Source organism: Chitinimonas sp. (assembly GCF_041904975.1).
GTDB lineage: Bacteria > Pseudomonadota > Gammaproteobacteria > Burkholderiales > Chitinimonadaceae > Chitinimonas.
This window is the reverse complement of sequence record NZ_JAYRLZ010000013.1, coordinates 13,203-35,621: the sequence shown is the minus strand read 5'-3', so window position 1 is coordinate 35,621 and position 22,419 is coordinate 13,203. Positions and strand designations below refer to the sequence as shown.

At 60.4% G+C, this 22,419-nt stretch carries 22 protein-coding genes; 16 read left to right on the top strand and 6 right to left on the bottom strand.

Annotation, left to right across the window (positions count from 1 at the left end; all coding sequences use genetic code 11):
* The 3 genes from ACE3OH_RS02595 to ACE3OH_RS02585 all read left to right on the top strand — a co-directional run.
* Positions 1 to 1,024: TonB-dependent receptor domain-containing protein (locus ACE3OH_RS02595; RefSeq protein ID WP_374347984.1), on the top strand; the 1,024-nt coding region annotated here is incomplete at its 5' end.
* An 88-nt stretch (positions 1,025 to 1,112) separates the two neighbouring features.
* Positions 1,113 to 1,601, top strand: coding sequence for a zinc-finger-containing protein (locus tag ACE3OH_RS02590; RefSeq protein ID WP_374347981.1), 489 nt, complete (start codon positions 1,113 to 1,115; stop codon positions 1,599 to 1,601).
* Between the two features lie 196 nt (positions 1,602 to 1,797).
* The gene (locus tag ACE3OH_RS02585) at positions 1,798 to 2,280 is read left to right on the top strand and encodes a zinc-finger-containing protein (protein WP_374347978.1); all 483 of its coding nucleotides are present in this window, start codon (positions 1,798 to 1,800) and stop codon (positions 2,278 to 2,280) included.
* Positions 2,281 to 2,282: 2 nt separating this feature from the next.
* Here ACE3OH_RS02585 and ACE3OH_RS02580 read toward each other — a convergent pair whose 3' ends face one another.
* Positions 2,283 to 3,200: an alpha/beta fold hydrolase gene (locus tag ACE3OH_RS02580; protein ID WP_374347974.1), complete on the bottom strand. Its 918-nt coding sequence runs from the start codon at positions 3,198 to 3,200 to the stop codon at positions 2,283 to 2,285.
* A 98-nt stretch (positions 3,201 to 3,298) separates the two neighbouring features.
* Between ACE3OH_RS02580 and ACE3OH_RS02575 the strand changes: the two genes are divergently transcribed.
* From ACE3OH_RS02575 to ACE3OH_RS02560, 4 genes are all read left to right on the top strand, one after another.
* Positions 3,299 to 3,649, top strand: a complete 351-nt coding sequence (locus ACE3OH_RS02575; protein WP_374347972.1) for a MerR family transcriptional regulator — start codon at positions 3,299 to 3,301, stop codon at positions 3,647 to 3,649.
* Positions 3,650 to 3,762: 113 nt separating this feature from the next.
* On the top strand, positions 3,763 to 4,581 hold the full coding sequence (locus ACE3OH_RS02570; protein ID WP_374347970.1) for a substrate-binding periplasmic protein: 819 nt from the start codon (positions 3,763 to 3,765) through the stop codon (positions 4,579 to 4,581).
* A 96-nt stretch (positions 4,582 to 4,677) separates the two neighbouring features.
* Complete coding sequence (gene htpG, locus ACE3OH_RS02565; RefSeq protein WP_374347967.1) at positions 4,678 to 6,567, top strand: molecular chaperone HtpG; 1,890 nt, start codon at positions 4,678 to 4,680, stop codon at positions 6,565 to 6,567.
* Positions 6,568 to 6,705: 138 nt separating this feature from the next.
* On the top strand, positions 6,706 to 7,479 hold the full coding sequence (locus ACE3OH_RS02560; RefSeq protein WP_374347964.1) for an ATP-binding cassette domain-containing protein: 774 nt from the start codon (positions 6,706 to 6,708) through the stop codon (positions 7,477 to 7,479).
* A 52-nt stretch (positions 7,480 to 7,531) separates the two neighbouring features.
* On the opposite strand, the gene ACE3OH_RS02555 is transcribed toward ACE3OH_RS02560, so the two are convergent.
* Positions 7,532 to 8,233 (bottom strand): Bax inhibitor-1 family protein, encoded by a 702-nt coding sequence (locus ACE3OH_RS02555; protein ID WP_374347960.1) that lies wholly within the window; start codon positions 8,231 to 8,233, stop codon positions 7,532 to 7,534.
* A gap of 170 nt (positions 8,234 to 8,403) precedes the next feature.
* Between ACE3OH_RS02555 and ACE3OH_RS02550 the strand changes: the two genes are divergently transcribed.
* The 7 genes from ACE3OH_RS02550 to ACE3OH_RS02520 all read left to right on the top strand — a co-directional run bounded on the left by ACE3OH_RS02550 (position 8,404) and on the right by ACE3OH_RS02520 (position 15,081).
* Complete coding sequence (locus ACE3OH_RS02550) at positions 8,404 to 8,898, top strand: hypothetical protein (protein WP_374347958.1); 495 nt, start codon at positions 8,404 to 8,406, stop codon at positions 8,896 to 8,898.
* 141 nt (positions 8,899 to 9,039) lie between these two features.
* Positions 9,040 to 9,648 carry a glutathione S-transferase gene (locus ACE3OH_RS02545; protein ID WP_374347956.1) on the top strand — a complete coding sequence of 203 codons (609 nt, stop codon included), beginning with the start codon at positions 9,040 to 9,042 and terminating at the stop codon, positions 9,646 to 9,648.
* Between the two features lie 154 nt (positions 9,649 to 9,802).
* Positions 9,803 to 12,073: an Orn/Lys/Arg decarboxylase N-terminal domain-containing protein gene (locus tag ACE3OH_RS02540; protein ID WP_374347953.1), complete on the top strand. Its 2,271-nt coding sequence runs from the start codon at positions 9,803 to 9,805 to the stop codon at positions 12,071 to 12,073.
* 178 nt (positions 12,074 to 12,251) lie between these two features.
* Positions 12,252 to 12,827: a hypothetical protein gene (locus tag ACE3OH_RS02535; RefSeq protein WP_374347951.1), complete on the top strand. Its 576-nt coding sequence runs from the start codon at positions 12,252 to 12,254 to the stop codon at positions 12,825 to 12,827.
* A gap of 140 nt (positions 12,828 to 12,967) precedes the next feature.
* Positions 12,968 to 13,489 carry an NUDIX hydrolase gene (locus tag ACE3OH_RS02530; protein ID WP_374347948.1) on the top strand — a complete coding sequence of 174 codons (522 nt, stop codon included), beginning with the start codon at positions 12,968 to 12,970 and terminating at the stop codon, positions 13,487 to 13,489.
* Positions 13,490 to 13,685: 196 nt separating this feature from the next.
* Positions 13,686 to 14,150, top strand: a complete 465-nt coding sequence (locus tag ACE3OH_RS02525; protein ID WP_374347946.1) for a GNAT family N-acetyltransferase — start codon at positions 13,686 to 13,688, stop codon at positions 14,148 to 14,150.
* Positions 14,151 to 14,346: 196 nt separating this feature from the next.
* A complete protein-coding gene (locus ACE3OH_RS02520; protein WP_374347944.1) occupies positions 14,347 to 15,081 on the top strand; it encodes a hypothetical protein in 735 nt (244 codons plus the stop codon).
* A 21-nt stretch (positions 15,082 to 15,102) separates the two neighbouring features.
* Here ACE3OH_RS02520 and ACE3OH_RS02515 read toward each other — a convergent pair whose 3' ends face one another.
* Positions 15,103 to 16,362 carry a DEAD/DEAH box helicase gene (locus tag ACE3OH_RS02515; RefSeq protein WP_374347942.1) on the bottom strand — a complete coding sequence of 420 codons (1,260 nt, stop codon included), beginning with the start codon at positions 16,360 to 16,362 and terminating at the stop codon, positions 15,103 to 15,105.
* Positions 16,363 to 16,508: 146 nt separating this feature from the next.
* Complete coding sequence (locus ACE3OH_RS02510) at positions 16,509 to 18,488, bottom strand: OPT family oligopeptide transporter (RefSeq protein WP_374347940.1); 1,980 nt, start codon at positions 18,486 to 18,488, stop codon at positions 16,509 to 16,511.
* 18 nt (positions 18,489 to 18,506) lie between these two features.
* Here ACE3OH_RS02510 and ACE3OH_RS02505 point away from each other — a divergent pair, with 18 nt between their 5' ends.
* Positions 18,507 to 18,731, top strand: a complete 225-nt coding sequence (locus tag ACE3OH_RS02505) for a hypothetical protein (protein ID WP_374347938.1) — start codon at positions 18,507 to 18,509, stop codon at positions 18,729 to 18,731.
* On the opposite strand, the gene speA is transcribed toward ACE3OH_RS02505, so the two are convergent.
* The gene (speA, locus tag ACE3OH_RS02500) at positions 18,719 to 20,596 is read right to left on the bottom strand and encodes an arginine decarboxylase (RefSeq protein WP_374347936.1); all 1,878 of its coding nucleotides are present in this window, start codon (positions 20,594 to 20,596) and stop codon (positions 18,719 to 18,721) included. The two genes, ACE3OH_RS02505 and speA, sit on opposite strands and share 13 nt — an antisense overlap.
* Positions 20,597 to 20,820: 224 nt before the next feature.
* On the opposite strand from speA, the gene ACE3OH_RS02495 reads away from it, so the two are divergent.
* Entirely contained in the window at positions 20,821 to 21,633 is an 813-nt protein-coding gene (locus ACE3OH_RS02495) for a transporter (RefSeq protein ID WP_374347934.1), read from the top strand.
* A gap of 215 nt (positions 21,634 to 21,848) precedes the next feature.
* On the opposite strand, the gene ACE3OH_RS02490 is transcribed toward ACE3OH_RS02495, so the two are convergent.
* The coding region (locus ACE3OH_RS02490; protein WP_374347932.1) for a 3'-5' exonuclease at positions 21,849 to 22,419 on the bottom strand (571 nt) is incomplete at its 5' end.

The window sequence follows — 22,419 nt, the reverse complement described above, 5'->3', positions numbered from 1 at the left end:
CACCTATAAGCTCAGTTTTCGCTACACCCCGACCGACAGCCTGCTGCTGCGCGGCTCGCTGGGCACGGGATTTCGTGCGCCCACCGTGTACGACATTGCCAACCCCATTGCCGATGCTGGCGTAACAGCCGCCCGCTACGGCTGCCCATTTACAGCGCCCGACCCCTTGGCTGCGGGCTGTAACGGCAATGCCCAGTATTCGAAGCGCGAAGGTGGCAACCCGCTCAGCAACGATGGCGCCCTCAAACCGGAGCGCTCAAAACAATGGTCGCTGGGCTTCCGCGTCGATGCACTGAAATCGCTGTCATTGGGGCTAGATCTATGGTCGGTATCGATCCGCGACAAAATTGCGGTCGTAACCGAAGAGCAGGCCTTCAATAACGCCGCGCTGTATCGGCCGCTATTCAGCGTCGTGACCAACAAGATCGGCAATTACCCCGATGTGGCACTGACCACCTCGCCCTTGAACCTGACCAATGCCGAATACAGTGGCATCGACTGGGATGAAAGCTTCAAGACCAAAACCGACTACGGCACCCTGACCGCCGCGTTTACCGGCACCTATATGCTGAAGTCGCGCGCTACCGCAGCCGGCAGCAATGAATGGAAAAGCAATCTGGGGCGGTTCGAAAACGGCAATGTCACCTTCCGCACCATTGCCCATCTGAGCGCCAGCCTTAAGTCCGGCATGTTTACCCATACCGCTCAACTCAACTATCGCTCCGGCTACAACGACCAGCGATTCGAAGCAGCAGATCAGATCGTGCGGCGGGTGAATGCCGATGGCAGCTATGGTGCGTGGGTCGATTACAACGGCTCGGTGGCCTCCTACACCACGCTCGACTGGCAGACCAGTGCCGAGCTGAACAAATGGTTGAAGCTGACCTTCGGCATCAAGAATCTGGCTGATCGTGCACCGCCGTTTGTTGCGCGCAATGGCGGCGCCAATCAACGCGGCTATGACGGCCGCTACAGCGACCCACTGGGCCGCCAGTTCTATCTGACCGGCTCGGTCAAGTTCTAAGTGCACGCAGTTGCCCGGCGGCCACGGCGCGCCAGGCAACTGCCTTTGCAGAAGCGCCGTGCCTTATGAACTTCTCCGGGAATACGCAATGTTGCTACCTAACTGCCCCTATTGCGGTCAGCGCACCCAGTTGCTCACGTTTCAAGAAGTACACCCGAATCTCACCAGCACCCACCCGCGTCTGTACTACCGATGCACGCCATGCGACGCCCATATCAGCTGTGACCCACAGACACTGAAACCGCTTGGCCGCCTTGCCAATCCGGAATTGCGGCGGATCAAGCGTCGCTTGCACTATGCCTTCGATGCGCTGTGGAAAGGTCCGCAAAGTACCCTGTCACGCTCGGCGGCACACCACCTGCTGGCACAGCTGCTAGCGGTATCGCCAGAGGCCTGCTCCATCTCCTGGTTCGACATAGCCCAGTGCGAGCGCGCCCTGCAGGTCTTGCGCACTCATCAGGCACTGCCATCGGGTGCATCCCGCCCTTGCCGTTCTCGTCGGAACTCTGTCACCAGGATGCTGCCCGGCACCCGCCCGAATGAATCGGGTGCGCGGGAAAAACTGCGTCAATTTTGACCTGCAGCAAGGCAAATCACGGCGCCAGCGGACGAACTTGATGCAGCACCCAGTCATAACAAAGCCAATTAGTGATTCATTAGTCGAGGTAAGTAGCCGTGATTGGCCGTCTACGCGCACAGCGAGCACAGTGATAAGCACGCTTTGCCGCCTGGATTTGCATTGCGGCCATTCAACCTGACTACCAAGAGACAAGATGCCTCAACCACAATGCCCTTACTGCGGCCGCCCCACGCAATTGGCCAGCTTCCAAGAGGTTTACCCGGAACTCCAGGCCCCGGAACCGCGCCTGTACTATCGCTGTGCGCCTTGCGATGCGCATATCCAATGCGATCTACAGACGCTACGTCCGCAAGGCCGCCTGGCCAACCCGCAATTGCGCCAACTCAAGAGGCAGCTGCACGCCAGGTTCGACGCACTATGGAAAGGACCACACAGCACCCTGTCACGCAGCGCCGCCCACCGCTTCTTGGCAAAGCTGATGGAAATGCCCGATGCAGCTTGCCAGCTGGCCTGGTTTGATCTGGCCCAATGTCAGCGCGCGCTGCGCCTGCTCGGCGATCAGCAGGCGATGCAGGCCGCCGGGCAGCGCCAGGCTCGGCCGGTTCGCAGCCGCCTGGGCAACACCATTGTCACGGTAAGACGCAGCCGCAGCATCGTGATCGATCGACCAGCCTGAAGCTATTGGCGACTGTGTGGCGGCCATGGTTTCGCGACCGCCTCCATTGGGCTGGCACGGCTGTCCAGCGTGATGGCTAACCATTCACTCACCTGCGGCCACAGATTGGCATGGCTGCGGCGGAAGAAATTGAAATGGCCGATGCTGCGCAGCCCGAACTGCTCTGCGTGCAGCAAGCGGCGCTCGATGCGCGCGGCGCTGAACCGGGCCAGCAAGTCGTCCACCGCCGGTGGCGGGGCAAAGCCGGTATCGTCGGCTACTGCCAGCGCCAGCAAGGGCTTGTTGAATGCGCCATAGGCGTCGACCTGCAGACTGGGGTCGCTGAACAGGTAATCCGGTTGCAGACTCCAGTTACGCCAATCGAGCGCAATGCCGCGCGGCAGATCGTGCCCCACCCCGAGTTTTGCCGGCAAATAGCCGAACAGCCGCAAAAATAGCGGCATCAGCACATGCCAGGCCAGCAGCATGCGCGGCCATTCGCGCTTGCGATACAGGCGCCAGTAGCAGGTGCCAGATGCGATCAGGCACAGGCCGCCAACCTTGGGCAAGGATGGCGCCAGCCCAGCCAGATTGCCGCCGGCGCTATGGCCTATCACCACCACCCGCCGCAGATCGGCCTCGATATGCGCGGCAATATGGCTGAGTACCCCTTCCAGATCGTGGCGCCCCCAATCGGCCATACGGCTCGGATCATGCTTGGGTGGCAGCACCGCCGAATCACCCATGCCGCGGGCATCCCAGCTCAGCACCGAAAAGCCGGCCTGGCACAGAAACGTGGCGAAATCGGTGTAGTAGCGCCGTTTGACGCCGGCAGCGGCATTGATGACCACGAGGCCACGGCAATCTGGTCCGGCATCGAACAAGCTGGCCGACAGGGGAAGGCCATCGCTGGCGGAAATGGAAAGTGTCTGCACTTGCATGGTGGAACTCCGTCGAGCATCGATGCAAACCATGGTACGGTATCGACCCAACTCCACAGTTAGCCGTGCAAATCTTCCTAGTATTGAGGAGCCGCGCCATGCGCATCGCCGAACTGGAAAAACACTCAGGCCTGAGCCGCGATACCCTGCGCTATTACGAGCGCCAGGGCCTGATCAGCCCGCCGCGCCGCGATGCCAACGGCTATCGCGACTATGACCGCCACACCCTGACCGAACTGCAGTTCATCCAGAAGGGCAAGTGGCTGGGCTTTAGCCTGGAGCAACTGAAGGTCGCCATTCCGTCCTTGCGCCAGCCGCCCGAGCGCTGCCAGGCCCTGTGCGATGCCTTGCTGGAAAAGCGCGCCGCCATCGAAGCGGATATCGCCGAGCAACAAGCGCGGCTAGCCGCGATTGCCAGCGTGATGGACAAGCTCGGGCTCAAGGCCTGACGAGCGGTCATCCTGCCCAAACCCGGTCCAGTCAACGCATATGAGCGGGCAAGCGCGGTGAGATGGCCTACGCGACAGCGGCGTTTCGCAGCATGCGCTATCAAACAAAAATCATGCGCTCTCCCCTGCCAACCGCCCTGCCGGATTTCGCACGCAGCGTGCTCATGCTGTGCAGCCTGACGCTGCTGAGCCTGCCAGCCCACCCGGCAAGCATCCCTATCCTGATGGGCCAGGAAACCGGCAATAACGGCGAAGCGCTGCCCATCGCCCCAACGCGGGTCGAGGTGGTCAAGCGCCTGAGTGCGGAAAGCGGCCTTGATCTGCAGATCAGCCCTTACCCGTGGCGGCGTACCCAGCTGCTCGCCGAAGAGGGCGCCGGCATTATCTGGGGCAAGGACCGCACGGCCGCCGCCGAAGCCTTGTTCGATTTCAGCGAATCACTCTATCCGTTGAATTTCTGGCTGGTGACGCGAGCCGACCAGACTTTTGATTTCCGTGAGCTATCGGACTTGCGCGGCAAGGTGTTGTCGATTCCCGACGGCGCCCGTTACGACGAAGCCTTCGAGGCGCAACGCGGCAAACTGTTCAGGATCGAAGAGGCCGCCCTGTCGCTGGAGCGGCGTTTTGCCATGCTGGCTTTGGGGCGCGCCAATGTGCTGGTGCTGACCACGCCGGGGCAGGACATCAAGACCCTGGAAGCCAATCTCAACTGCGACTTTGGTCATCTTGGCGAATGGCGAGTGCTGGGCAAGCGCCTGGGCTCGGTACCCACCCTGCTGGCCGTTACCCGACAATCGCCCCTGCATGGTCATCTGGCCACCCTGAATGCCGCCATTGCGCGACTCAAGGCGCGTGGCGAAATCCAGGAGGCACTGGAAAAAGCCGTCAAACGTGCGCCGCGGCCGTGTCGCCACCCTCCGGACAAACCCTGACCCGGCGCGATCGCGCGCGGCGCTTGAAACCTGCCCATCCAGCCCCATCTTGCGCTCATCCATCCCTTAAACCCTGTTCACACCAAGGTGATTACGATGAGCAAGCAAACCCTGGGCTTTCAGGCCGAAACCAAGCAGCTGTTGCAGCTGATGATCCACTCCCTGTATTCCAACAAGGAGATCTTCCTGCGCGAGCTGGTATCCAACGCCAGCGATGCCTGCGACAAGCTGAAATTCGAATCCCTCAATAACGACGCGCTGTACGAAAAAGACGGCGATGTGCGCATCGAGATCGCCTTTGACAAGGATGCGCGCACCATCACCATCCGCGATAACGGCATCGGCATGACGCGCGATGAGGTGATTGCCAATATCGGCACCATCGCCCGCTCGGGTACCAAGGAATTTTTCAGCAAGCTGTCGGGTGATGCGCAGAAAGATGCCAACCTGATCGGCCAGTTCGGCGTGGGCTTTTACTCGGCCTTTATCGTGGCCGACCGCGTTACCCTGACCACCCGCCGCGCCGGCACGACCGAGGCCGTGCGCTGGGAAAGCGAAGGCGCTGGCGAATTCACCCTGGAAGACGTGCAGAAGGAAGGCCGTGGCACCGAGATCGTGCTGCACCTCAAAGACGGCGAAGACGAGTTCCTCGACGACTACCGCCTCAAGTCGATCATCCGCCGCTATTCCGACCATATCACCCTGCCCATCAAGATGAAGAAGGGCAATAGCTATGGCGAGAACGGCGAAATCATCGTGTCCGACGAGATGGAGACGGTGAACAAGGCCAACGCCATGTGGACCCGCCCGAAGAGCGAGATTTCGGACGACGATTACAAGGCCTTCTACAAGCATGCATCGCACGATTGGGAAGAGCCGCTGGCCTGGAGCCACGCCCGCGTCGAAGGCCGGCAGGAATACACCGAGCTGCTCTATGTGCCCAAGCGTGCGCCGTTTGACCTGTACGACCGCGAGCGCCGCCATGGCGTGAAGCTGTTCGTGCGCCGCGTGTTCATCATGGAAGACGCAGAAAAGCTGCTGCCGCAATACCTGCGCTTTGTTCGTGGCGTGATCGACAGCAACGATCTGCCGCTGAACGTGTCGCGTGAAATCCTGCAGCACAGCAAGGATATCGACGCCATCAAGGCCGGCTGCGTGAAGAAGGTGCTGGGCCTGTTGGAAGACATCGCCGAGAACCGCGCCGACGACTATGCCGCCTTCTGGAAGGAATTCGGCAAGGTGATGAAGGAAGGCGTGGGCGAGGACTTCGCCAACAAGGAACGCATCGCCGGCCTGCTGCGCTTTGCTACTACCGCCACCGATAGCGAAGAGCAAACCGTGTCGCTGAAGGACTATGTGGCGCGGATGAAAGACGGCCAGGACAAGATTTACTACGTCACCGCCGAGACCTTTGCTGCCGCCAAGCACAGCCCGCATCTGGAAATCTTCCGCAAGAAGGGCATCGAAGTGCTGCTATTGAGCGACCGCGTCGATGAATGGCTGGCTAGCAGCCTGACCGAATTCGACGGCAAGCCGCTGGCCTCGGTGGCCAAGGGTGGCCTCGACCTGGGCAAGCTCGAAGACGAAGCCGAGAAGAAAGAACAGGAAACCAAGGCCGCCGATTTCAAGGACTTGGTCGACAAGGTCAAGACCACGCTGGGCGACAAGGTGCAGGACGTGCGCATTACCCACCGCCTCACCGACAGCCCGGCCTGCCTGGTGGCGGACGAGCACGCCATGAGCGGCAATCTGGAGCGGCTGCTCAAGTCGGCCGGCCAGCATGTGCCGGGTTCCAAGCCCATCCTTGAAATCAACCCCGACCATGTGCTGGTTGGCAAGCTGAAGGCGGAACTGGCGGGCGAGCGCTTTGACGACTGGAGCCATATCCTGTTCGACCAGGCCCTGCTGGCCGAGGGCGGCACGCTCGACGACCCAGCCGGCTTTGTGAAGCGACTCAACGGCTTGATGCTGGCGATGTCGCGCTGACACCTGTGCAAGCAACAAAACGCCCGTCTCCAGACGGGCGTTTTGATATGTGGCTACGCACAGCCTGGTGCCGCGCAGCGCTTGCCATGGCGGTTAAACGCTGCTTAAGTGCGGTTCCCATCATTCCCGCCCTTGCCCATGCTGCATTTCGAACAAACCAGCCTGATACGCGACGGCAAACGGGTGATCGACGGGCTTACCGTATCGGCCTTTCCCGGCTACCTGACCACCATTCTCGGCCCCAATGGCGCCGGCAAATCCAGCTTGCTGGCACTGGCAGCGGGAGAAATATCCCCCAGCAGCGGCCGTGTACTACTACATGCCGATGCGCTGAGCGGCCTGCCGGCAGCGCGGCTGGCCCGCTGCCGCGCCATGTTGCCGCAGCAGTCGACGCTGGAGTTTGATTACACGGTAGGCGAGCTGGTCCTGCTCGGTGCCAACCCCTTCCCGGACATTCCCACGCGCGAGATCACCCAGCTGGCCAATAGCGTGATGCAACTGCTCGATGCCGCATCGCTGGTCGAGCGTCGCTATCTGGCGCTATCGGGTGGCGAAAAGCAGCGGGTGCAACTTGCCCGCGTGCTGGTGCAGGCCTGCGCCGCTGCCGCACTGGGGCCGGCACTGCTGCTGCTGGACGAGCCGATTGCCAGCCTCGACCCGCGTCACCAGCACCTGTTGCTGGCCGGCCTGCACCAGTTATGCCGCAATGTGCCGCTGGCCATCGTTGCCAGCCTGCACGATGTGAACCTGGCCCTGCACTATGCCGACCAGGCCTGGCTATTGAATCAGGGCAAGCTGATCGCCGCCGGCCCGCCACGCCAGGCACTGAGCGTCGAGGCACTCAGCACGGTATTCGAGTTGCCGGTGCGCCAGCTTGGCGATCAATTGCTGTTCACCTCGCCGCTGCAATGACAAAGGCCCCGCTTGAGCGGAGCCTTTGTACCTGCAACGACACGATTGCTGATTACTTGCTGCGCGACAGCTCCAGCAGGATGCGCAATACATACCAGAACATCAGCGCGATCGAGGCAAACAGGTGCAAGGCAGCACCAGCCGGGCGATCAGCCGGGTAATGATGGATGATGTCGGAGGTATCCTTCAGCACGCAGCCACCGGCGAACAGCACCATGGCAGCCGAGAACCAGATACCGAGCGAGAAGCCGAAGATCACCCCGGCAATGATGGCGCCCAGTGCCACCATGCCGGCAATACGCAGAAAGCCGCCAAGGAAGCTGAAGTCGGTCTTGGTCGAGAAGGCGGTCCAGGTCAGCCCCCCCACCAGCAACAGCGTTACCAGACCTGCGGCCGGAATCGCTTCCGGGTTGATCATGCCGGCAAGGGTGAGCAGCGGCGCGAAGATCAGCGCTTCGGCGACGACATAGCCGCCCAGGCCCATCAGCTGCTTTTGGTTGCTTTCGGCATTATCGGCCAGGCCCGAGGCCAGCTTGCCAACCAGCATGAAGCCACCCATAAAAGCCAGCCACATATATTTGCTGGTGCTCAGTGCCGCCAGCATCAGTTTGCCCAGGCCCATCATCTGCATGACAGCCGACAGCACGATAAAACCAATCATGGCGCCGCCAAGGTGCAGATAGGTGGAGCGGATAAAGGCGCTGCGCTCTACCGCCAAGCCACCATTGGGGCCACCGGCAAATACTTCTTTCATACTGGATCTCCATTCTTGATGTGGCTGCGCGCCAACGAAGGCGCCTTTTTAACGGCTTGCGTAGATGGTGGCAAGGCCATATTCACATCCCCTAGTCCCGCCCCCGCATAATCCGGACGCTTAATTGCCGCGTACTTGCCGGCTAGCATGCGACGCCAGGGAGAAATTGCGTGATTGCCATCCAAATCATTACCGTTCTCTGGAACAAAAAACACCGAGGCTCCCCCATGGCGCAGACACGAAATCGCCTACCGCGCCAGCTGCCCTTGCCTGACTTCGCAGACAGCCAGTGCCTGCTGCAGTGGATCGAATACAACCAAATCAATGCAAAACAACCCAGACCCCATGTGCGCCAGGAAAGGCTCGACTCCCTGCCTACGCGAGTAGATGAACTCCGCCTCGCCATGGCGGGTGAGCAACTCAGTATCAACCTGCCGTCTGGCTACTGTTTTGGGGAGCCTGCACGCGATCTACGTAAAGCGAATAGCCTTCTCAATCCGGGCCAGAGCATGCAAATCCGAGGAAATGGCCGGCATCTTGCTTATGACGACCCTTGGTACACCGTGCAAACCATCAACATCGCCTTCGGCCCCCGCATTGATGAATTGGTTTTTACCCACCAGGCCTTTACCCATACATTCGACTTCTCTGTTGACCTGCTGTAACGATGCACTGATAAATTGCACCCCGAGCCTGCATTGCATTTGCAACGCCACTGTTGGCGCCGCAACACACTCACCTGGCACACTGGCAGGACGGCGGCGGCCTCCCTAGAATCAAGGCTCACTCTCCCCCGGCAGCCCATCATGAAGTTGATCGCCTCGCTCACCAGCCCCTATGCCCGCAAGGTTCGCATTGTCTTGCAGGAAAAGCGCATCGAATGCGCGCTGGTGGTGGATGCGCCGATGAATGCCGATACCCGGGTGCGCGAGTTCAACCCGCTGGGCAAGGTGCCGGTGCTGGTGCTTGACGATGGCAGCACCCTGTTCGATTCACGCGTGATTGTCGATTACCTCGACCATGTCTCGCCGGTGAGCCGCCTGATTCCGGGCGAGCTGCGCCAGGCGGTGGCGGTGAAACGCTGGGAGGCGCTGGCTGACGGCATTTGCGATGCCGGCGTGCTGGTGTTTCTGGAGCGCAAACGTCCAGTCGAGCAGCAAAGCGCTGACTGGATTGCACGCCAGCTGGACAAGGTGGATGCGGGCCTGTTGGCGCTTTCCAACGACTTGGGTGAACGCCCCTGGTGCAATGGCGAGGCTTACTCGCTGGCCGATATCGCGGTAGGATGCAGCCTGTTGTGGCTGGCGTTCCGCCTGCCGGAAATCGATTGGCGCAATCGCCACGCCAATCTGGCAAAACTGGTCGACAAGCTGATGCTGCGACCGGCCTTTGCCGATACCGTACCGCAGGTTTGATCGACGGAGCCACAGTTTTACCGAATACCCGATCTGGGCCGTACCTCGACAAGAGGACGGCCCTATCGCCTTTTTGGCGATGCGTCACCGGCGCGTCGCATAGACATGACACAGTGCGGCCCATCCGCCAGCCTTTGCCTCTGGAGCACACACCATGAAATTCCGCTTCCCCGTCATGATCATTGACGAAGACTTCCGCGCCGAGAATTCCAGCGGCTTCGGCATTCGCGCCCTGGCCAGCGCCATCGAGGCCGAAGGCTTCGAGGTGGTGGGGGTGACCAGCTATGGCGATGTAGCCGGCTTTGCCCAGCAGCAAAGCCGCGCTTCGGCGTTTATCCTGTCGATCGACGACGAAGAATTCGGCAGCGTGGCGCCGGGCGAAGAAAACGAGGTGGTGAAAAACCTGCGCGCCTTCGTTGAGGAAATCCGCTTCAAGAATGCCGACCTGCCCATCTTCCTGTATGGCGAAACCCGCACCAGCCGCCATATCCCGAACGATGTGCTGCGCGAATTGCACGGCTTTATCCATATGTTTGAGGACACACCGGAATTCGTCGCCCGCTCCATCGTGCGCGAAGCGCGCCAGTATCTCGATTCGCTGGCGCCACCGTTTTTCCGCGCCCTGCTCCACTATGCGCAGGATGGCTCCTACAGCTGGCACTGCCCCGGCCACTCCGGCGGCGTCGCCTTCCTGAAGAGCCCGGTCGGCCAGATGTTCCACCAGTTCTTCGGCGAAAACATGCTGCGCGCCGATGTGTGCAACTCGGTGGACGAACTGGGCCAGCTGCTCGACCACACCGGGCCCGTAGCCGCCAGCGAGCGCAATGCCGCACGCATCTTCGGTTCGGACCATCTGTTCTTCGTCACCAATGGCACCTCCACCTCCAACCAGATGGTGTGGCATGCCACGGTGGCGCCAGGCGATATCGTGGTGGTGGACCGCAACTGCCATAAGTCCATCCTGCACTCGATCATGATGTGTGGCGCCATTCCGGTGTTCCTGATGCCGACGCGCAACCACTTCGGCATCATCGGCCCGATTCCGCTCAGCGAATTCCAGCCGGAAACCATCCGACGCAAGATCGAGGCCAACCCGTTTGCCCGCGAAGCGCTGGCCAAGCGGCCGGACAACAAGCCGCGCATCCTCACCATCACCCAATCCACTTACGACGGGGTGCTGTACAACGTGGAGATGATTAAGGACATGCTCGGTGACACCATCGACACCCTGCATTTCGACGAAGCCTGGCTGCCACATGCGGCTTTTCACGACTTCTACCAGAATATGCACGCCATTGGCCGCGATCGGCCGCGCAGCAAGGACGCCATGGTGTTCGCCACCCAGTCCACCCACAAGCTGCTGGCCGGCCTCTCGCAAGCCTCGCAAATCCTGGTGCAGGAATCGCAAACCCGTCAGCTAGATCGACACCGCTTCAATGAAGCCTACCTGATGCACACCTCCACCAGCCCGCAATACTCGATCATCGCCAGCTGCGATGTGGCGGCCGCCATGATGGAAGCACCGGGCGGCACCGCCCTGGTGGAGGAATCGATTGCCGAGGCGCTGGATTTTCGCCGCGCCATGCGCAAGGTGGACGCCGAATACGGCGACAGCTGGTGGTTCAAGGTATGGGGGCCGGAACATCTGGTCGAAGAAGGCGTCGGCAATCGCGAAGACTGGGTACTGAAGGCCAACGAGCACTGGCACGGCTTTGGCGCACTGGCTGATGGCTTCAATATGCTCGACCCGATCAAGGCCACCGTCATCACCCCCGGCCTGGATGTGGACGGCCATTTCGCCGACACCGGCATTCCCGCCGCCATCCTCACCAAATACCTGGCCGAGCATGGCGTGATCGTCGAAAAGACCGGCCTGTACAGCTTCTTCATCATGTTCACCATCGGCATCACCAAGGGCCGCTGGAACACCCTGGTCACCGAGCTGCAGCAATTCAAGGATGCCTACGACAGCAATGCGCCGCTGTGGCGCATCATGCCGGAGTTCATTGCCAAGAATCCGCGCTACGAGCGCATCGGCCTGCGCGATCTGTGCCAGCAGATCCATGCCGTCTACCGCGACAACGATGTGGCTCGCCTCACCACCGAGATGTATTTGAGCGATATGGTGCCGGCGCTCAAGCCCAGCAAGGCCTTCAGCAAGATGGCCCACCGCGAGATCGAACGGGTATCGCTCGATGCGCTGGAAGGCCGCATCACCGCCATCCTGCTCACCCCCTACCCGCCCGGCATCCCGCTCTTGATCCCCGGCGAGCGTTTCAACAAGACCATCGTCGACTACCTGCGCTTCGCCCGCGCCTTCAACGAACGCTTCCCCGGCTTTGAAACCGATATCCACGGCCTGATCAAGGATGAACAGAGCGGCGATTACTACGTCGATTGCGTGATCGATGGCGGCGAGGACTGAAGCACCACCCGTAGCCTGGATGCAGCGCAGCGCAATCCGCGGGCCGTGCATGGCACGGCTTGATGGCGCTGGCTCCAAAGACAAGCGGGCCTCGCGGCCCGCCCCCGGATTGCGCCTGCGGCTCCATCCAGGCTACGTTGCTTTATACCGCCAACCAAGCACTTGGAGACTGCGTTAAATGGGCCTGGATATTAGCTTTGTCTTTCAAAAGAAAATTGACCACAAATGGATCGATATTGAATCAAACTATCAGGGTGATCGAGACTATGATCTTTACAACTGGCTTGGCCTAGGGCGCGCGCGATGTGCAATTCATTTTGAAATCGATCCAATTTCCGAGCCCAGAGGCCTCCCGTACGACTTTGAGATCGATCGAGAAGGACTTCATCCAACTACGCTATCAGTGAAACGCTCCCACTGGGGCGAGCATGTGATTCATATTGGAGAAACAAGTCGCTCCTGGCTTCTCGGTAGTGAAATTCTGGCAACCAAGGTCCCGCCGGTGAAAATCACCGAGCGCATGGATTCAAGCTATTGCCTCGAAGATAAGAATGACGGCTTCCCACTTTGGCAATTTGCCATCCCCAATCTAAATCACGACCCAGGGCCGCCGGACGTTTTAACCGAAGTCGGCAATGAAATGATATTTGAATGGATGTATGACCTATATGAGGACTTCAAATACTTTGTTGACGAAGTCCGCAGGCTTGTTGATTTACATGGCGTAGTACGCATTGTTTATGGATTTTCATAACAAGCAAGTAGCCCAGATGCAGCACAGCGCAATCCGGGGGCCGTGCATGACATGGCTTGACGACTCTGGCCCGACAGACAAGCGGGCCTCGCGGCCCGTCCCCGGATTTCGCCTGCGGCTCCATCCAGGCTACGACAATAATGATCTCATTTGACACTTCCACTCATCGATTCAATCTGCGTGCGGCGGCGATCATTCATCGTGGCAATTCCATTCTTCTGCATCGCCTCGAAAATGATGAATTCTGGTCCTTGCCAGGTGGGCGCGTTGAGCCCGGCGAAGACGCTGCAAGCGCGCTTGTCCGCGAGCTTCACGAAGAACTTGGCATTGAGGCGAAAGTGGGCCGACTGTCTATTCTGGTCGAGAATTTCTTTCCAAGTGCAACCCTTGCCTATCACGAGCTTGGCCTGTATTTCCATGTCGACATTGAGCCAGATGGCTTGCCAGACACCGAAGGAATATTCAGGGGCCGCGAAGGCGATAAAACCTTGCTTTTTCGCTGGTTCCCAAACTCAGACTTCGCCGCGCTCGATATTCGACCATCGGTGTTAAAGCAATACTTGGTGCAAAGAACGCCCGATAGCTTCACCCATGTGGTGCATCGAGCAAGTTGCCTGGATGGAGCGCAGCGGAATCCGGGGGCCGTGCACAGCACGGCTTGATAGCGCCGGTTCCACGGACAAGCGGGCCCACGGCCCTTCCTCGGATTGCGCTTGTGCTTCCATACGAGCTATTCGCTTGCAAAGCCGATTTCCGGCCACGGTTGGGGATTGCTGACTTAGTATGCACGCTTGGTGCAAATCCGCGCCGCACGCGTCGCAAGCAAAACCGATCAAACCTTCGTCCGATAGCCCACCCATGCCCATCTCACTTGAATCACCCGATCAGCCCGACGTCATCCAGCTGATTGCCGAGCTGGATGCCTATCAAGACTCGCTCTATCCGCCTGAAAGCCGGCATGCGCTGAATCTGGACTCGCTCAAGCAGTCCAATGTGGTTTTCGCCGTGGCCAGAAGCGACACCGGCCAGGCCATTGGCTGCGGCGCCATCGTCATCCAGCCGGATTATGGCGAGCTCAAGCGCATGTATGTCAGCCCGCACAGCCGTGGCGGCGGCATTGCCAGAAAGCTGCTTGCCGCGCTGGAATCAAGCGCCTTGTCGCGCGGCTGCTACCTGTTGATGCTGGAAACCGGGCCAAGCCAGCCCGAAGCGCTGGGGCTGTATGCCAGTTGCGGCTACCAGCGTTGCGGCCCCTTCGCCGACTATTGGGACGACCCGCTCAGCGTCTTCATGCAAAAGCATCTGGCGCCGGCCGGGGGCTGAAGCATGTCGCATCCCTTCCTGCGCCGCGCCGCCATCATCGATGTCATCAAATGCCAGGAGCGCACCCAGGCCCGGCAAAGGCGCGAGGGCGAATAAGGCAAACCAGTATTCATCACTGATAGGGCCGCGCAAGGAATCTGGCGGGGCTGGCCGTCGTGGTCAACAATACAGCCAGCCTCTTCGCCAGCCGCCCGCCATGCGCCAAGTCAGCAATCATGCAGACGATTCACGTTCCTGCCAGCCCGATCGCTTGCGGCGACTGCTGCTGGGCATGCCGCTGCTGTTGGCCTGGCCGGCGCACAGCGAAGCCGCTGCCCTGGTGATTGCCCGGCCCGATGAATCGCCCACGCCGATGATGCTGGACATTCAGCAAAGGATACTGGCTGCCTACCGCCAGCTCGGCGTGCGGGCAGTGGTGCATAGCCTGCCACCCAAGCGCTCTGCCGCCTATGCGCTGGCCGACAAGGTCGACGCCGAACTGCTGCGGGTTCAGCTGACCGCCGCCCGCAATGCCTTCTTGCGTGTCGAAACGCCGCTGGTCCGGCTCCAGGTGATGGCACTCACCCATGGGCGCGAACTGCCACTGAGCGGAATACAGGCGCTGCGCGACTACAAGGTGGTGATCCCGGCCGGCATACAGGCGCTGGAAGATGTTGCCAGCCATGCCCGCACGGTAGAGGCGGTACCCGACTATGACTCGGGCATCCGCATGCTGGTGCAGGGCCGTGCCGACATTGCCTTGCAGCTGGCCGCCAATCCGGCAAGCTTGCTGGCAGAATACCGCGCCGTCTGGCAGGCACAGGATGTTCGGGTGTCAAACAACCAACTGGCCGAATACACCGCCTACCATTTCATCAGCCCGCGCCATCGGGCGCTGTTGCCGCCACTGGCCGACGCCTTCCATGCGCAGGGCCTGCCTATCCAGCCCTGATCAGCGACCGGGCAGCATTCATCACTCTTTTGCTGCCTCTGGCGCACCAGCCTGCGCCGCCGCTTCACGCAGCTTGTCCTTCTTGCTCTTGCGCTTGCCCTTGATACCACCATTTCCCTGAGGATCGTGTAGCGACGGCACAGCCACGTCACTTGGCTCAAAGCCGGTCAGTTGCTCACGGCGCAGGCGCTTGCCCAGCCGTTTTTCGATCAGGCGGAAATGCATTTCGCTGTCGGCGCTGACGAGGCTGATGGCCTCACCCTGTTGGCCAGCCCGGCCGGTTCGGCCGATGCGATGGGTGTAGTCGGCGGTAGAACGTGGCAGGTCGTAATTCACCACCAGTGGCAAATCGGCGATATCGATGCCGCGAGCCGCCACATCGGTGGCGATCAGCAGCTGGATGCGCCCGGCCTTGAAGTCCGCCAGCACCTGGCTGCGCCTGCCCTGGCTCAGGTCGCCATGCCAGGCGGCCGCCGCCAGCCCGGCCTTGCCCAGCTTGGCAGCCACCCGCTCGCAGTCGCGCTGGCTGGCCACGAATACCAGCACCTGCGGCCGGGACTGCTGGCGCAGCAATTCAACCAGCAAGGCGGTACGGCGAGCGGCATCCACCGCGATGGCGCGCTCCTTGATCGCCAACGGTTCCTCGCTGGCGATATCAATGCGACAAGGCTCATGCAGCAGCTCCCCGGCCAGGCGCTCGACCGTTGGCGCCATGGTGGCAGAGAAAAGCAGGTTCTGCCGCTGCGCCGGCAGCAGCGCCAGAATCCGCGCCAGCTCGTCGGCGAAGCCTTGCTCCAGCAGTCTATCGGCTTCATCCAGCACCAGCGTATGCAAGGCATCAAGGCGCAAGGCATTGTGGGCCAACAGATCGAGCAGGCGCCCCGGCGTGGCCACCACGATATCGGCCCAGCCGCGCAAGGCCATCATCTGCGGGTTGATCGATACGCCGCCATACGCCAGCACCAGCTTGGGCGCCTGCGGCAATCCCTCAGAAAGGGCGCGAAATACCGCACCGACCTGCATCGCCAGCTCACGCGTTGGTACCAGCACCAGCGTATGCAAGGCGGGCCGCTCGCCGCGCGGCGCCGCCTGCCAGCGTTGCAGCAGCGGCAGCACGAAGGCCGCCGTCTTGCCCGAGCCGGTCCGGGCAGTAGCCAACACGTCTTCGCCACGCAAAATCGGTGCGATGGCCGCCTGCTGGATGGCCGTGGGCCCGGTATAGCCAAGCCGCGCTGCTGCAGCGGCCAGCGCAGTTTGCAGGCCGAGTGAAATGAATGACATGGCATGACCTTGTAGGGCGGTGAAACCGGTAACACCATGGTGTACCCGGAAATGACAAAACGCCACGTCATGCAACGTGGCGTTTTGCAAAATGATGGTGTTGCCGCCGGTTCGGATTGGCGGCGTCACACCGACGCCGTTAGCGCCTATCCAATCAGCACGGTAACAATGGCGTCGCCAATACCTACCAGAGCCGCGCCGGTGATCAGGCCGGCGCAGATCGGCTCGCAGCCTTCCACCCAGGTCTTGTGACCATCGGTGCCCGGCGTCTTGTATTTGCGCCCCATCAACCAGAAAGCCAGGGCACCGAGCCACATGGCGATGGTCGACTCAGGTGGCAGCACCACGCCAAGACCGATAGACACGGTCGAGGGCCACAGCGCAGCCTTGGAAGAACGCATCCGGCCCACTTCCAGGAAGACAGCCACCAGCGCTGCAACGACCATGGTAATGATGGCCGAAGAGGGCAGCTTGCTCACGCCATTGGCGATGATCTCGGCCACGCCCTTCCACTGGATGATGGCAGGCTGGGCAAACTGCTCGGAGATGATGGTGCCGGTGGAGCGTACGCCATTGGCATCAGGGCGCAGGAACAACAGGAAGAACAGCGGCACCGCAGCCAGCGAGCCGGAGATGATGCCGATTACATGGCCGATGGCCTGATGGCGCGGTTTGCCGCCCAGCATATAGCCCGGCTTGATATCGGACAGCAGATTGGCCGCATTGGCAGCGATGGCCGAGGTCATGCCGGCAGGCAGCAGGTTGCTGGCCGGGTTGCTACGGTCTAGCGCACCCACGCTGAACTGGGTGATCTTGCTCAGCGCGCCGGTCGGGGTCCACGAGGTCAGCGCCATCGAATTGGTACAGATCACCGTCAGCACAAAGATCAGCGGCAGCGAGATCGCCGACAGCAGCCAAGGCACATTGAAGAAGTAGTGGGTAGCGGCAACGGCAAAGAAGCTGAACACCGGCACGCCGATATACGACACCCACATTGGCACTTCCACATGAGCCAGCAGATCGGCGCCGCTCGACTTGACCTTGGCACCGCGCTTGAACAGGCCGGTAAACACCTCGGGGCGACCCAGCAATGCTGTCAGGGAGCCTGCCACCATCATGGCCACCCCCCACCACATCGACCATTGGTTGACGATCTCGGCGCGCGACAGTGGCACCATCTTGCCGTTCATCAAGCGTGGGTGAATGTCACCGATATCGATCATGATCGGCGCCAGGATAACGAAGTTGATCAAGGCACCCAGCAGACAGCTGGTAGCCACGCGAATGCCCATCAGGCCGCCAACGCCGAACATGGCGCCATCCAGGGTCAGGCGCAGGCCCAGCGTCTTGAAGTCGGTACCGATGATCTTGGGAATCCACCACTCATACTTGGCAGCCAGCATGTAGTAGTAATCGTCAAAGCGCTCATGCAGCACCCAGGGCTCGACCATGCCGGCCCATTTATCCATGCGCAGCAGTTTGAATTCGATCAGCTTCATCCAGCCTTCGCTGGTGATCATCTTGAACAGGCCGATATAGATCGCCACCTTGGTGAGCAAACGCGCCTGGAACATGCCGGTATTGCCCTCGCCGTGATACAGCGAATCGAGCACCACACCGCAGGCACGCCCTTCCGGGAAGGGCAGCTGCTCATCATTGATAAAGCGGCGCTTCATCGGAAACGCGATAAACACACCAAGGGTGGATACGATGATCAGCCAGGCCGCCATCTTCCAGCCATCGATGATCTGCCCGGACAGCACCATATAGGCGCCCAGGCTGGAAGTGAGCGGCTGGATCACATAGCCGGCCGCAGTGGCGATCGACTGGGTACAGTTGTTTTCCAGAATGCTGAAATCCTTGGCTACACCCATATTCGACAGAATGCGGAACAGGGCAAAAGCCAGGATCACCGAAGTCAGGCCGGCCCCGACGCCGATACCGGTCTTGGCGGCGATATACAGCGAGGTGGCGGCCAGAATGCCGCCCAGCAAGAAGCCGGTCAGGGCCGAGCGCAAGGTGAGCTGCGGCATTTCAGAACGAAAGACGTTCTTGAACCACCATTCGTCTTTTTGCTCGCGCGACCAGTCGCGAATCTGTTCATCGGAGAGTTGTTGTAGCGCCATGATTGTGTCTGAGCCTGAGTGAATGCGAACGGGGCGCGATTGCGCCCCCCCGGATTCGTCGGCGCGGTCGAGATTCGACTGGCCGACTTGTGTTTTTTGAAACGCGCGCAAGGCTACTACAAAACGCAGCGCAACATGGCGATCCGGGCAAAAAACAAGGGGAATATGACCAAAACAGCCAAGCAAAAGGCCCGGTTCCCCGGGCCTTTGGTGGGACGCATCGACAAAACTCAGCTCAAATAGGCCGAACGGGTCAAACCGAGGCGCAATGCATCGATGTATTCGGCTCGCTCGGTGTCACTGAGGCTGGCGCTGGCCACCTTGTCGCGATAATGGGTCATCAATTCGGCCGGCTCCAGGTGGACATAGCGCAGCATGTCCTCGATGGTGTCGTGGGTCTCGATGCCGCTATGGCGCACGCTGCCATCGGCCGCCATATACACATTCACCGAGTCGGTATCACCGAACAGATTGTGCATATCGCCAAGAATCTCTTGATAGGCGCCGACCAGGAACACCCCGAGCAGATAGTCCTCGCCGGCATTGAGGTGATGTACCGCCAGATTGGCTTCCACGCTCTGGCCATCGACATATTGCTTGATCTTGCCATCGGAATCGCAGGTGAGATCCTGCAGCACGGCGCGGCGGGTCGGGGTTTCATCAAGCCGGTGGATCGGCAGGATGGGCAGCACCTGATCGATCGCCCAGGTATCGGGCAGCGACTGGAACACCGAGAAGTTGCAGATGTATTTGTCAGCCAGCTTGTCGTTCAATTCGTCGAACACTTGGCGGTGCGAGCGCTGGCCGGCCAGCAGCTGGCCTTGCAGGCGGCGGCAGATGGCGAAGTAGGCCTGCTCGGCCAGGGCTTTTTCCGCCAGGGTCAGCTTGCCCTCGGCAAACTTGCCCGACACCTCGCTCATATAGTGGGTGGCGCGGTAATAGGTTTCGGTGGCCATTTCCAGCTCGGTCTGGCCGAGCAACTCGAACAGCCAGCGCATGACTTCCGGCAGCGCAGCGACGTCGTCCACCTGCGGCATCTCGTCGTGATGGCGCTCCACATCGGTCACCTGCATCACCAGCACCGCATGGTGGGCGGTCATGGCACGGCCGCTCTCCGAGAAGATATGCGGGTGCGGCAGGGCATTGTCGTCGCAGAATTCCTTGAGCATGCCGACCACCGTGCCGGCATAGTCGTCCATATCGTAGTTGATCGAGCTCGGGTTACGGCTATGGGTGCCGTCGTAGTCAACGCCGAGGCCGCCACCGACATCGACCACTTCCACCGGCAGGCCGAGGGCGCGCAGTTCGCCGTAATAGCGGATCGCTTCGCGAAAGCCCGCTTGGTAGTCGGCCAGATTGGCGATCTGGCTGCCCATATGAAAGTGCAAGAGGCGCACGCTGTCCTTGAAGCCGGCCTCGGTAAAACGCTCCACCACCGACAGGAGTTGCGCAGCCGACAGGCCGAACTTGGCCTTTTCGCCACCGGTATCGGCCCATTTGCTCGAAGCCAGCGAACTGAGGCGCACCCGCAGACCTACCGCTGGCTGCACCCCTAGCTTGCGTGCTTCGTCGATGACAAAGCCGACTTCGGACTCTTTCTCGATCACGATGAAAACCTGGTGACCGAGTTTTTGTCCCATCAGCGCCAGCTTGATGAATTCGCGATCTTTATAGCCATTGCAGACAATGGTGGCGCCGCGCGGCGCCAAGGCCAGCACCGCCATCAATTCCGGCTTGGAGCCGGCTTCGAGGCCAATGGCGGCACCACGCGTGGCGATGATCGACTTGATCACCGCCTCCTGCTGGTTGACCTTGATCGGATACATGGCAGTGTATTTGCCACCATAACCGAGCTTGGCGATATTCTCGTCAAACGCATCGCACAGGTCTTTCACCCGGTCTTGCAATACATCGGGGAAGCGCACAATCAAGGGCAGTGCCAGGCCCGCCTGCTTCAGTTGTCCTACCAGCGTATGCAGGTCAAGCGCGTGACCACCAGCACCGTGCGGCCGCACCAGCACATGGCCGGCGTCATTGATATCGAAATAACCGGCGCCCCAGTGACGGATGCCGTACACGGCGCGGCTTTGCGCGACAGACCAACTCATAAGGTTTTACTCCGGATAGGCGCAAGGCGCCTTGGGGGATTCGTGGAATGCGCGAATTCTAGCAGCGCAGCCGCTTCATCATGCATCCCTTCTTTGCGTGCCGTGACAAAGCTAGTCCGACGTCATCCTGCAACAACTCAGAAACATCTGTATGATTCGCCCGCGAGCCGAAATGGCCCAGCATTTGCGGGCGCAATAGCCCATTAACCAATCGATTCACCACTGTGCATAAGTCCCACGCCCTTGCCATCTTGCTGATCAGCCTTCAGCTGCCCGCAGTGTCGCAGGCGGCCGACTTCGCCATTACCACGGGCTTGGTACGCAATATCTTTCATGACCCGTATGCGCGCGAGCTGAATGTCCCGATCGATCTGAATATTGAACACGGTCGCTGGACATTTGATTTCATCGACACCTATTACTCGCGCAGCGCTTCCGCCCCACGCGCCAGTGCCAAACCCGACAAGCCACAATCTGGCGAGCGGGCCGTGCGTATCGGCAACAAGGTGATCTGGATTCCCAAGCCGAAAAAACCCAAGCGCGGCATCCCGGCGCGGGAAGGCTGGGGCGATCTCACCGTCAATTCGGCGTATAACCTGGTGGCCGCCAATGCCAGTCGGCCGTTTTTTGATGTTACCGGTGGCCTTACCTTGCCTACCGGCGATATGGCCAAGGGTTTTTCCACTGGCGCCACCGAAGGCTCGATCGGCTTCAATGTCGGCATGGCGCACCAGCAACTCAGCTATAGCGCATCGATCCAGCGCAACTTCAATGGCCAGGTCAAGGGGGAACAGACGCAAGACACCTGGTCCAGCGATCTGACCCTGATCTACAACCTCGGCGGCGGCTTTACCGTCGGTGCTGCTTACGACTACGCCCAAGCCACGAATCGCCGCGCAACTTCCTCACGACAATTCAGCCTGCTGAGCTCCTACGAGCTGACGCCGCTGGACAAGGTCAACCTTAACTTCGGCCATGGCTTTGGCTCGGCGGATGCCACCCAGACATTGACCCTCAGCTACACCCATTTCTTCTGAGCCGGCGAAGCACTGAACAAATCCAGTTCTCAACCGGATTTTCAGGCCCGGGGCAACCCGGCGCGTGACCGGAAGCGACTGAGTTGGTGATTCCTGTATTTCTTTTCCGTCCCATCGTTACACAGTGGCACCGCGCATTTTGCACACAAGTGAATCTGTTCAGCGCTGCGCTGACGCCTGGCCATAGTGAGTAGCGATGCCAAAACCGGCAGCACTTACTTACTCTTGTTACCCAAACCCGCCATCAGATTGGCCAGCTTGGCCCGACCTTCTTCGCGACTGACCTGCGGCCCCTTGCCGGCCGCCAGCCGGCCGCTGATGCGGATATCGTCCTGCGGCAATTCCTTCAAAAACCGGCTGGGCTCCACCACCGTCCACTCCCCTGCCCGCTTGCGTTTGCCGCAGTAGCTGATGGTCAGGCTGCGTTGCGCCCGGGTAATCCCCACATACATCAGGCGTCGCTCTTCTTCGACCATGCCACCGTCGATCGAGGCCTGATGCGGCAGCACGCCTTCTTCGCAACCGATCAAGTAGACATGGCCGTATTCGAGGCCCTTGCTGGCATGCAGGGTTGATAGCCGCACTGCATCCAGCTCTTCATCTTCGCGCCCTTCCAGCAGCGTGATCAGTGCGATCTTCTGCGTCATATCGATCAGGTTGTCGCCATTTTCCTCGGCACGCTTGTCGAACCAGGCCACCAGCTCCAGCACGTTTTTCCACTTGCTTTCGGCCGGACGCGGCTCGTCGCTTTCATACAGCCAGGCTTCGTATTCGATGGCGATCAAT

Coding starts and splice junctions, on each gene's coding strand:
- ACE3OH_RS02590 (WP_374347981.1), top strand. CDS start 1,113: ATGTTGCTACCTAACTGCCCCTATTGCGGTCAGCGCACCCAGTTGCTC.
- ACE3OH_RS02585 (WP_374347978.1), top strand. CDS start 1,798: ATGCCTCAACCACAATGCCCTTACTGCGGCCGCCCCACGCAATTGGCC.
- ACE3OH_RS02580 (WP_374347974.1), bottom strand. CDS start 3,200: ATGCAAGTGCAGACACTTTCCATTTCCGCCAGCGATGGCCTTCCCCTG.
- ACE3OH_RS02575 (WP_374347972.1), top strand. CDS start 3,299: ATGCGCATCGCCGAACTGGAAAAACACTCAGGCCTGAGCCGCGATACC.
- ACE3OH_RS02570 (WP_374347970.1), top strand. CDS start 3,763: ATGCGCTCTCCCCTGCCAACCGCCCTGCCGGATTTCGCACGCAGCGTG.
- htpG (WP_374347967.1), top strand. CDS start 4,678: ATGAGCAAGCAAACCCTGGGCTTTCAGGCCGAAACCAAGCAGCTGTTG.
- ACE3OH_RS02560 (WP_374347964.1), top strand. CDS start 6,706: ATGCTGCATTTCGAACAAACCAGCCTGATACGCGACGGCAAACGGGTG.
- ACE3OH_RS02555 (WP_374347960.1), bottom strand. CDS start 8,233: ATGAAAGAAGTATTTGCCGGTGGCCCCAATGGTGGCTTGGCGGTAGAG.
- ACE3OH_RS02545 (WP_374347956.1), top strand. CDS start 9,040: ATGAAGTTGATCGCCTCGCTCACCAGCCCCTATGCCCGCAAGGTTCGC.
- ACE3OH_RS02540 (WP_374347953.1), top strand. CDS start 9,803: ATGAAATTCCGCTTCCCCGTCATGATCATTGACGAAGACTTCCGCGCC.
- ACE3OH_RS02535 (WP_374347951.1), top strand. CDS start 12,252: ATGGGCCTGGATATTAGCTTTGTCTTTCAAAAGAAAATTGACCACAAA.
- ACE3OH_RS02530 (WP_374347948.1), top strand. CDS start 12,968: ATGATCTCATTTGACACTTCCACTCATCGATTCAATCTGCGTGCGGCG.
- ACE3OH_RS02525 (WP_374347946.1), top strand. CDS start 13,686: ATGCCCATCTCACTTGAATCACCCGATCAGCCCGACGTCATCCAGCTG.
- ACE3OH_RS02520 (WP_374347944.1), top strand. CDS start 14,347: ATGCGCCAAGTCAGCAATCATGCAGACGATTCACGTTCCTGCCAGCCC.
- ACE3OH_RS02515 (WP_374347942.1), bottom strand. CDS start 16,362: ATGTCATTCATTTCACTCGGCCTGCAAACTGCGCTGGCCGCTGCAGCA.
- ACE3OH_RS02510 (WP_374347940.1), bottom strand. CDS start 18,488: ATGGCGCTACAACAACTCTCCGATGAACAGATTCGCGACTGGTCGCGC.
- speA (WP_374347936.1), bottom strand. CDS start 20,596: ATGAGTTGGTCTGTCGCGCAAAGCCGCGCCGTGTACGGCATCCGTCAC.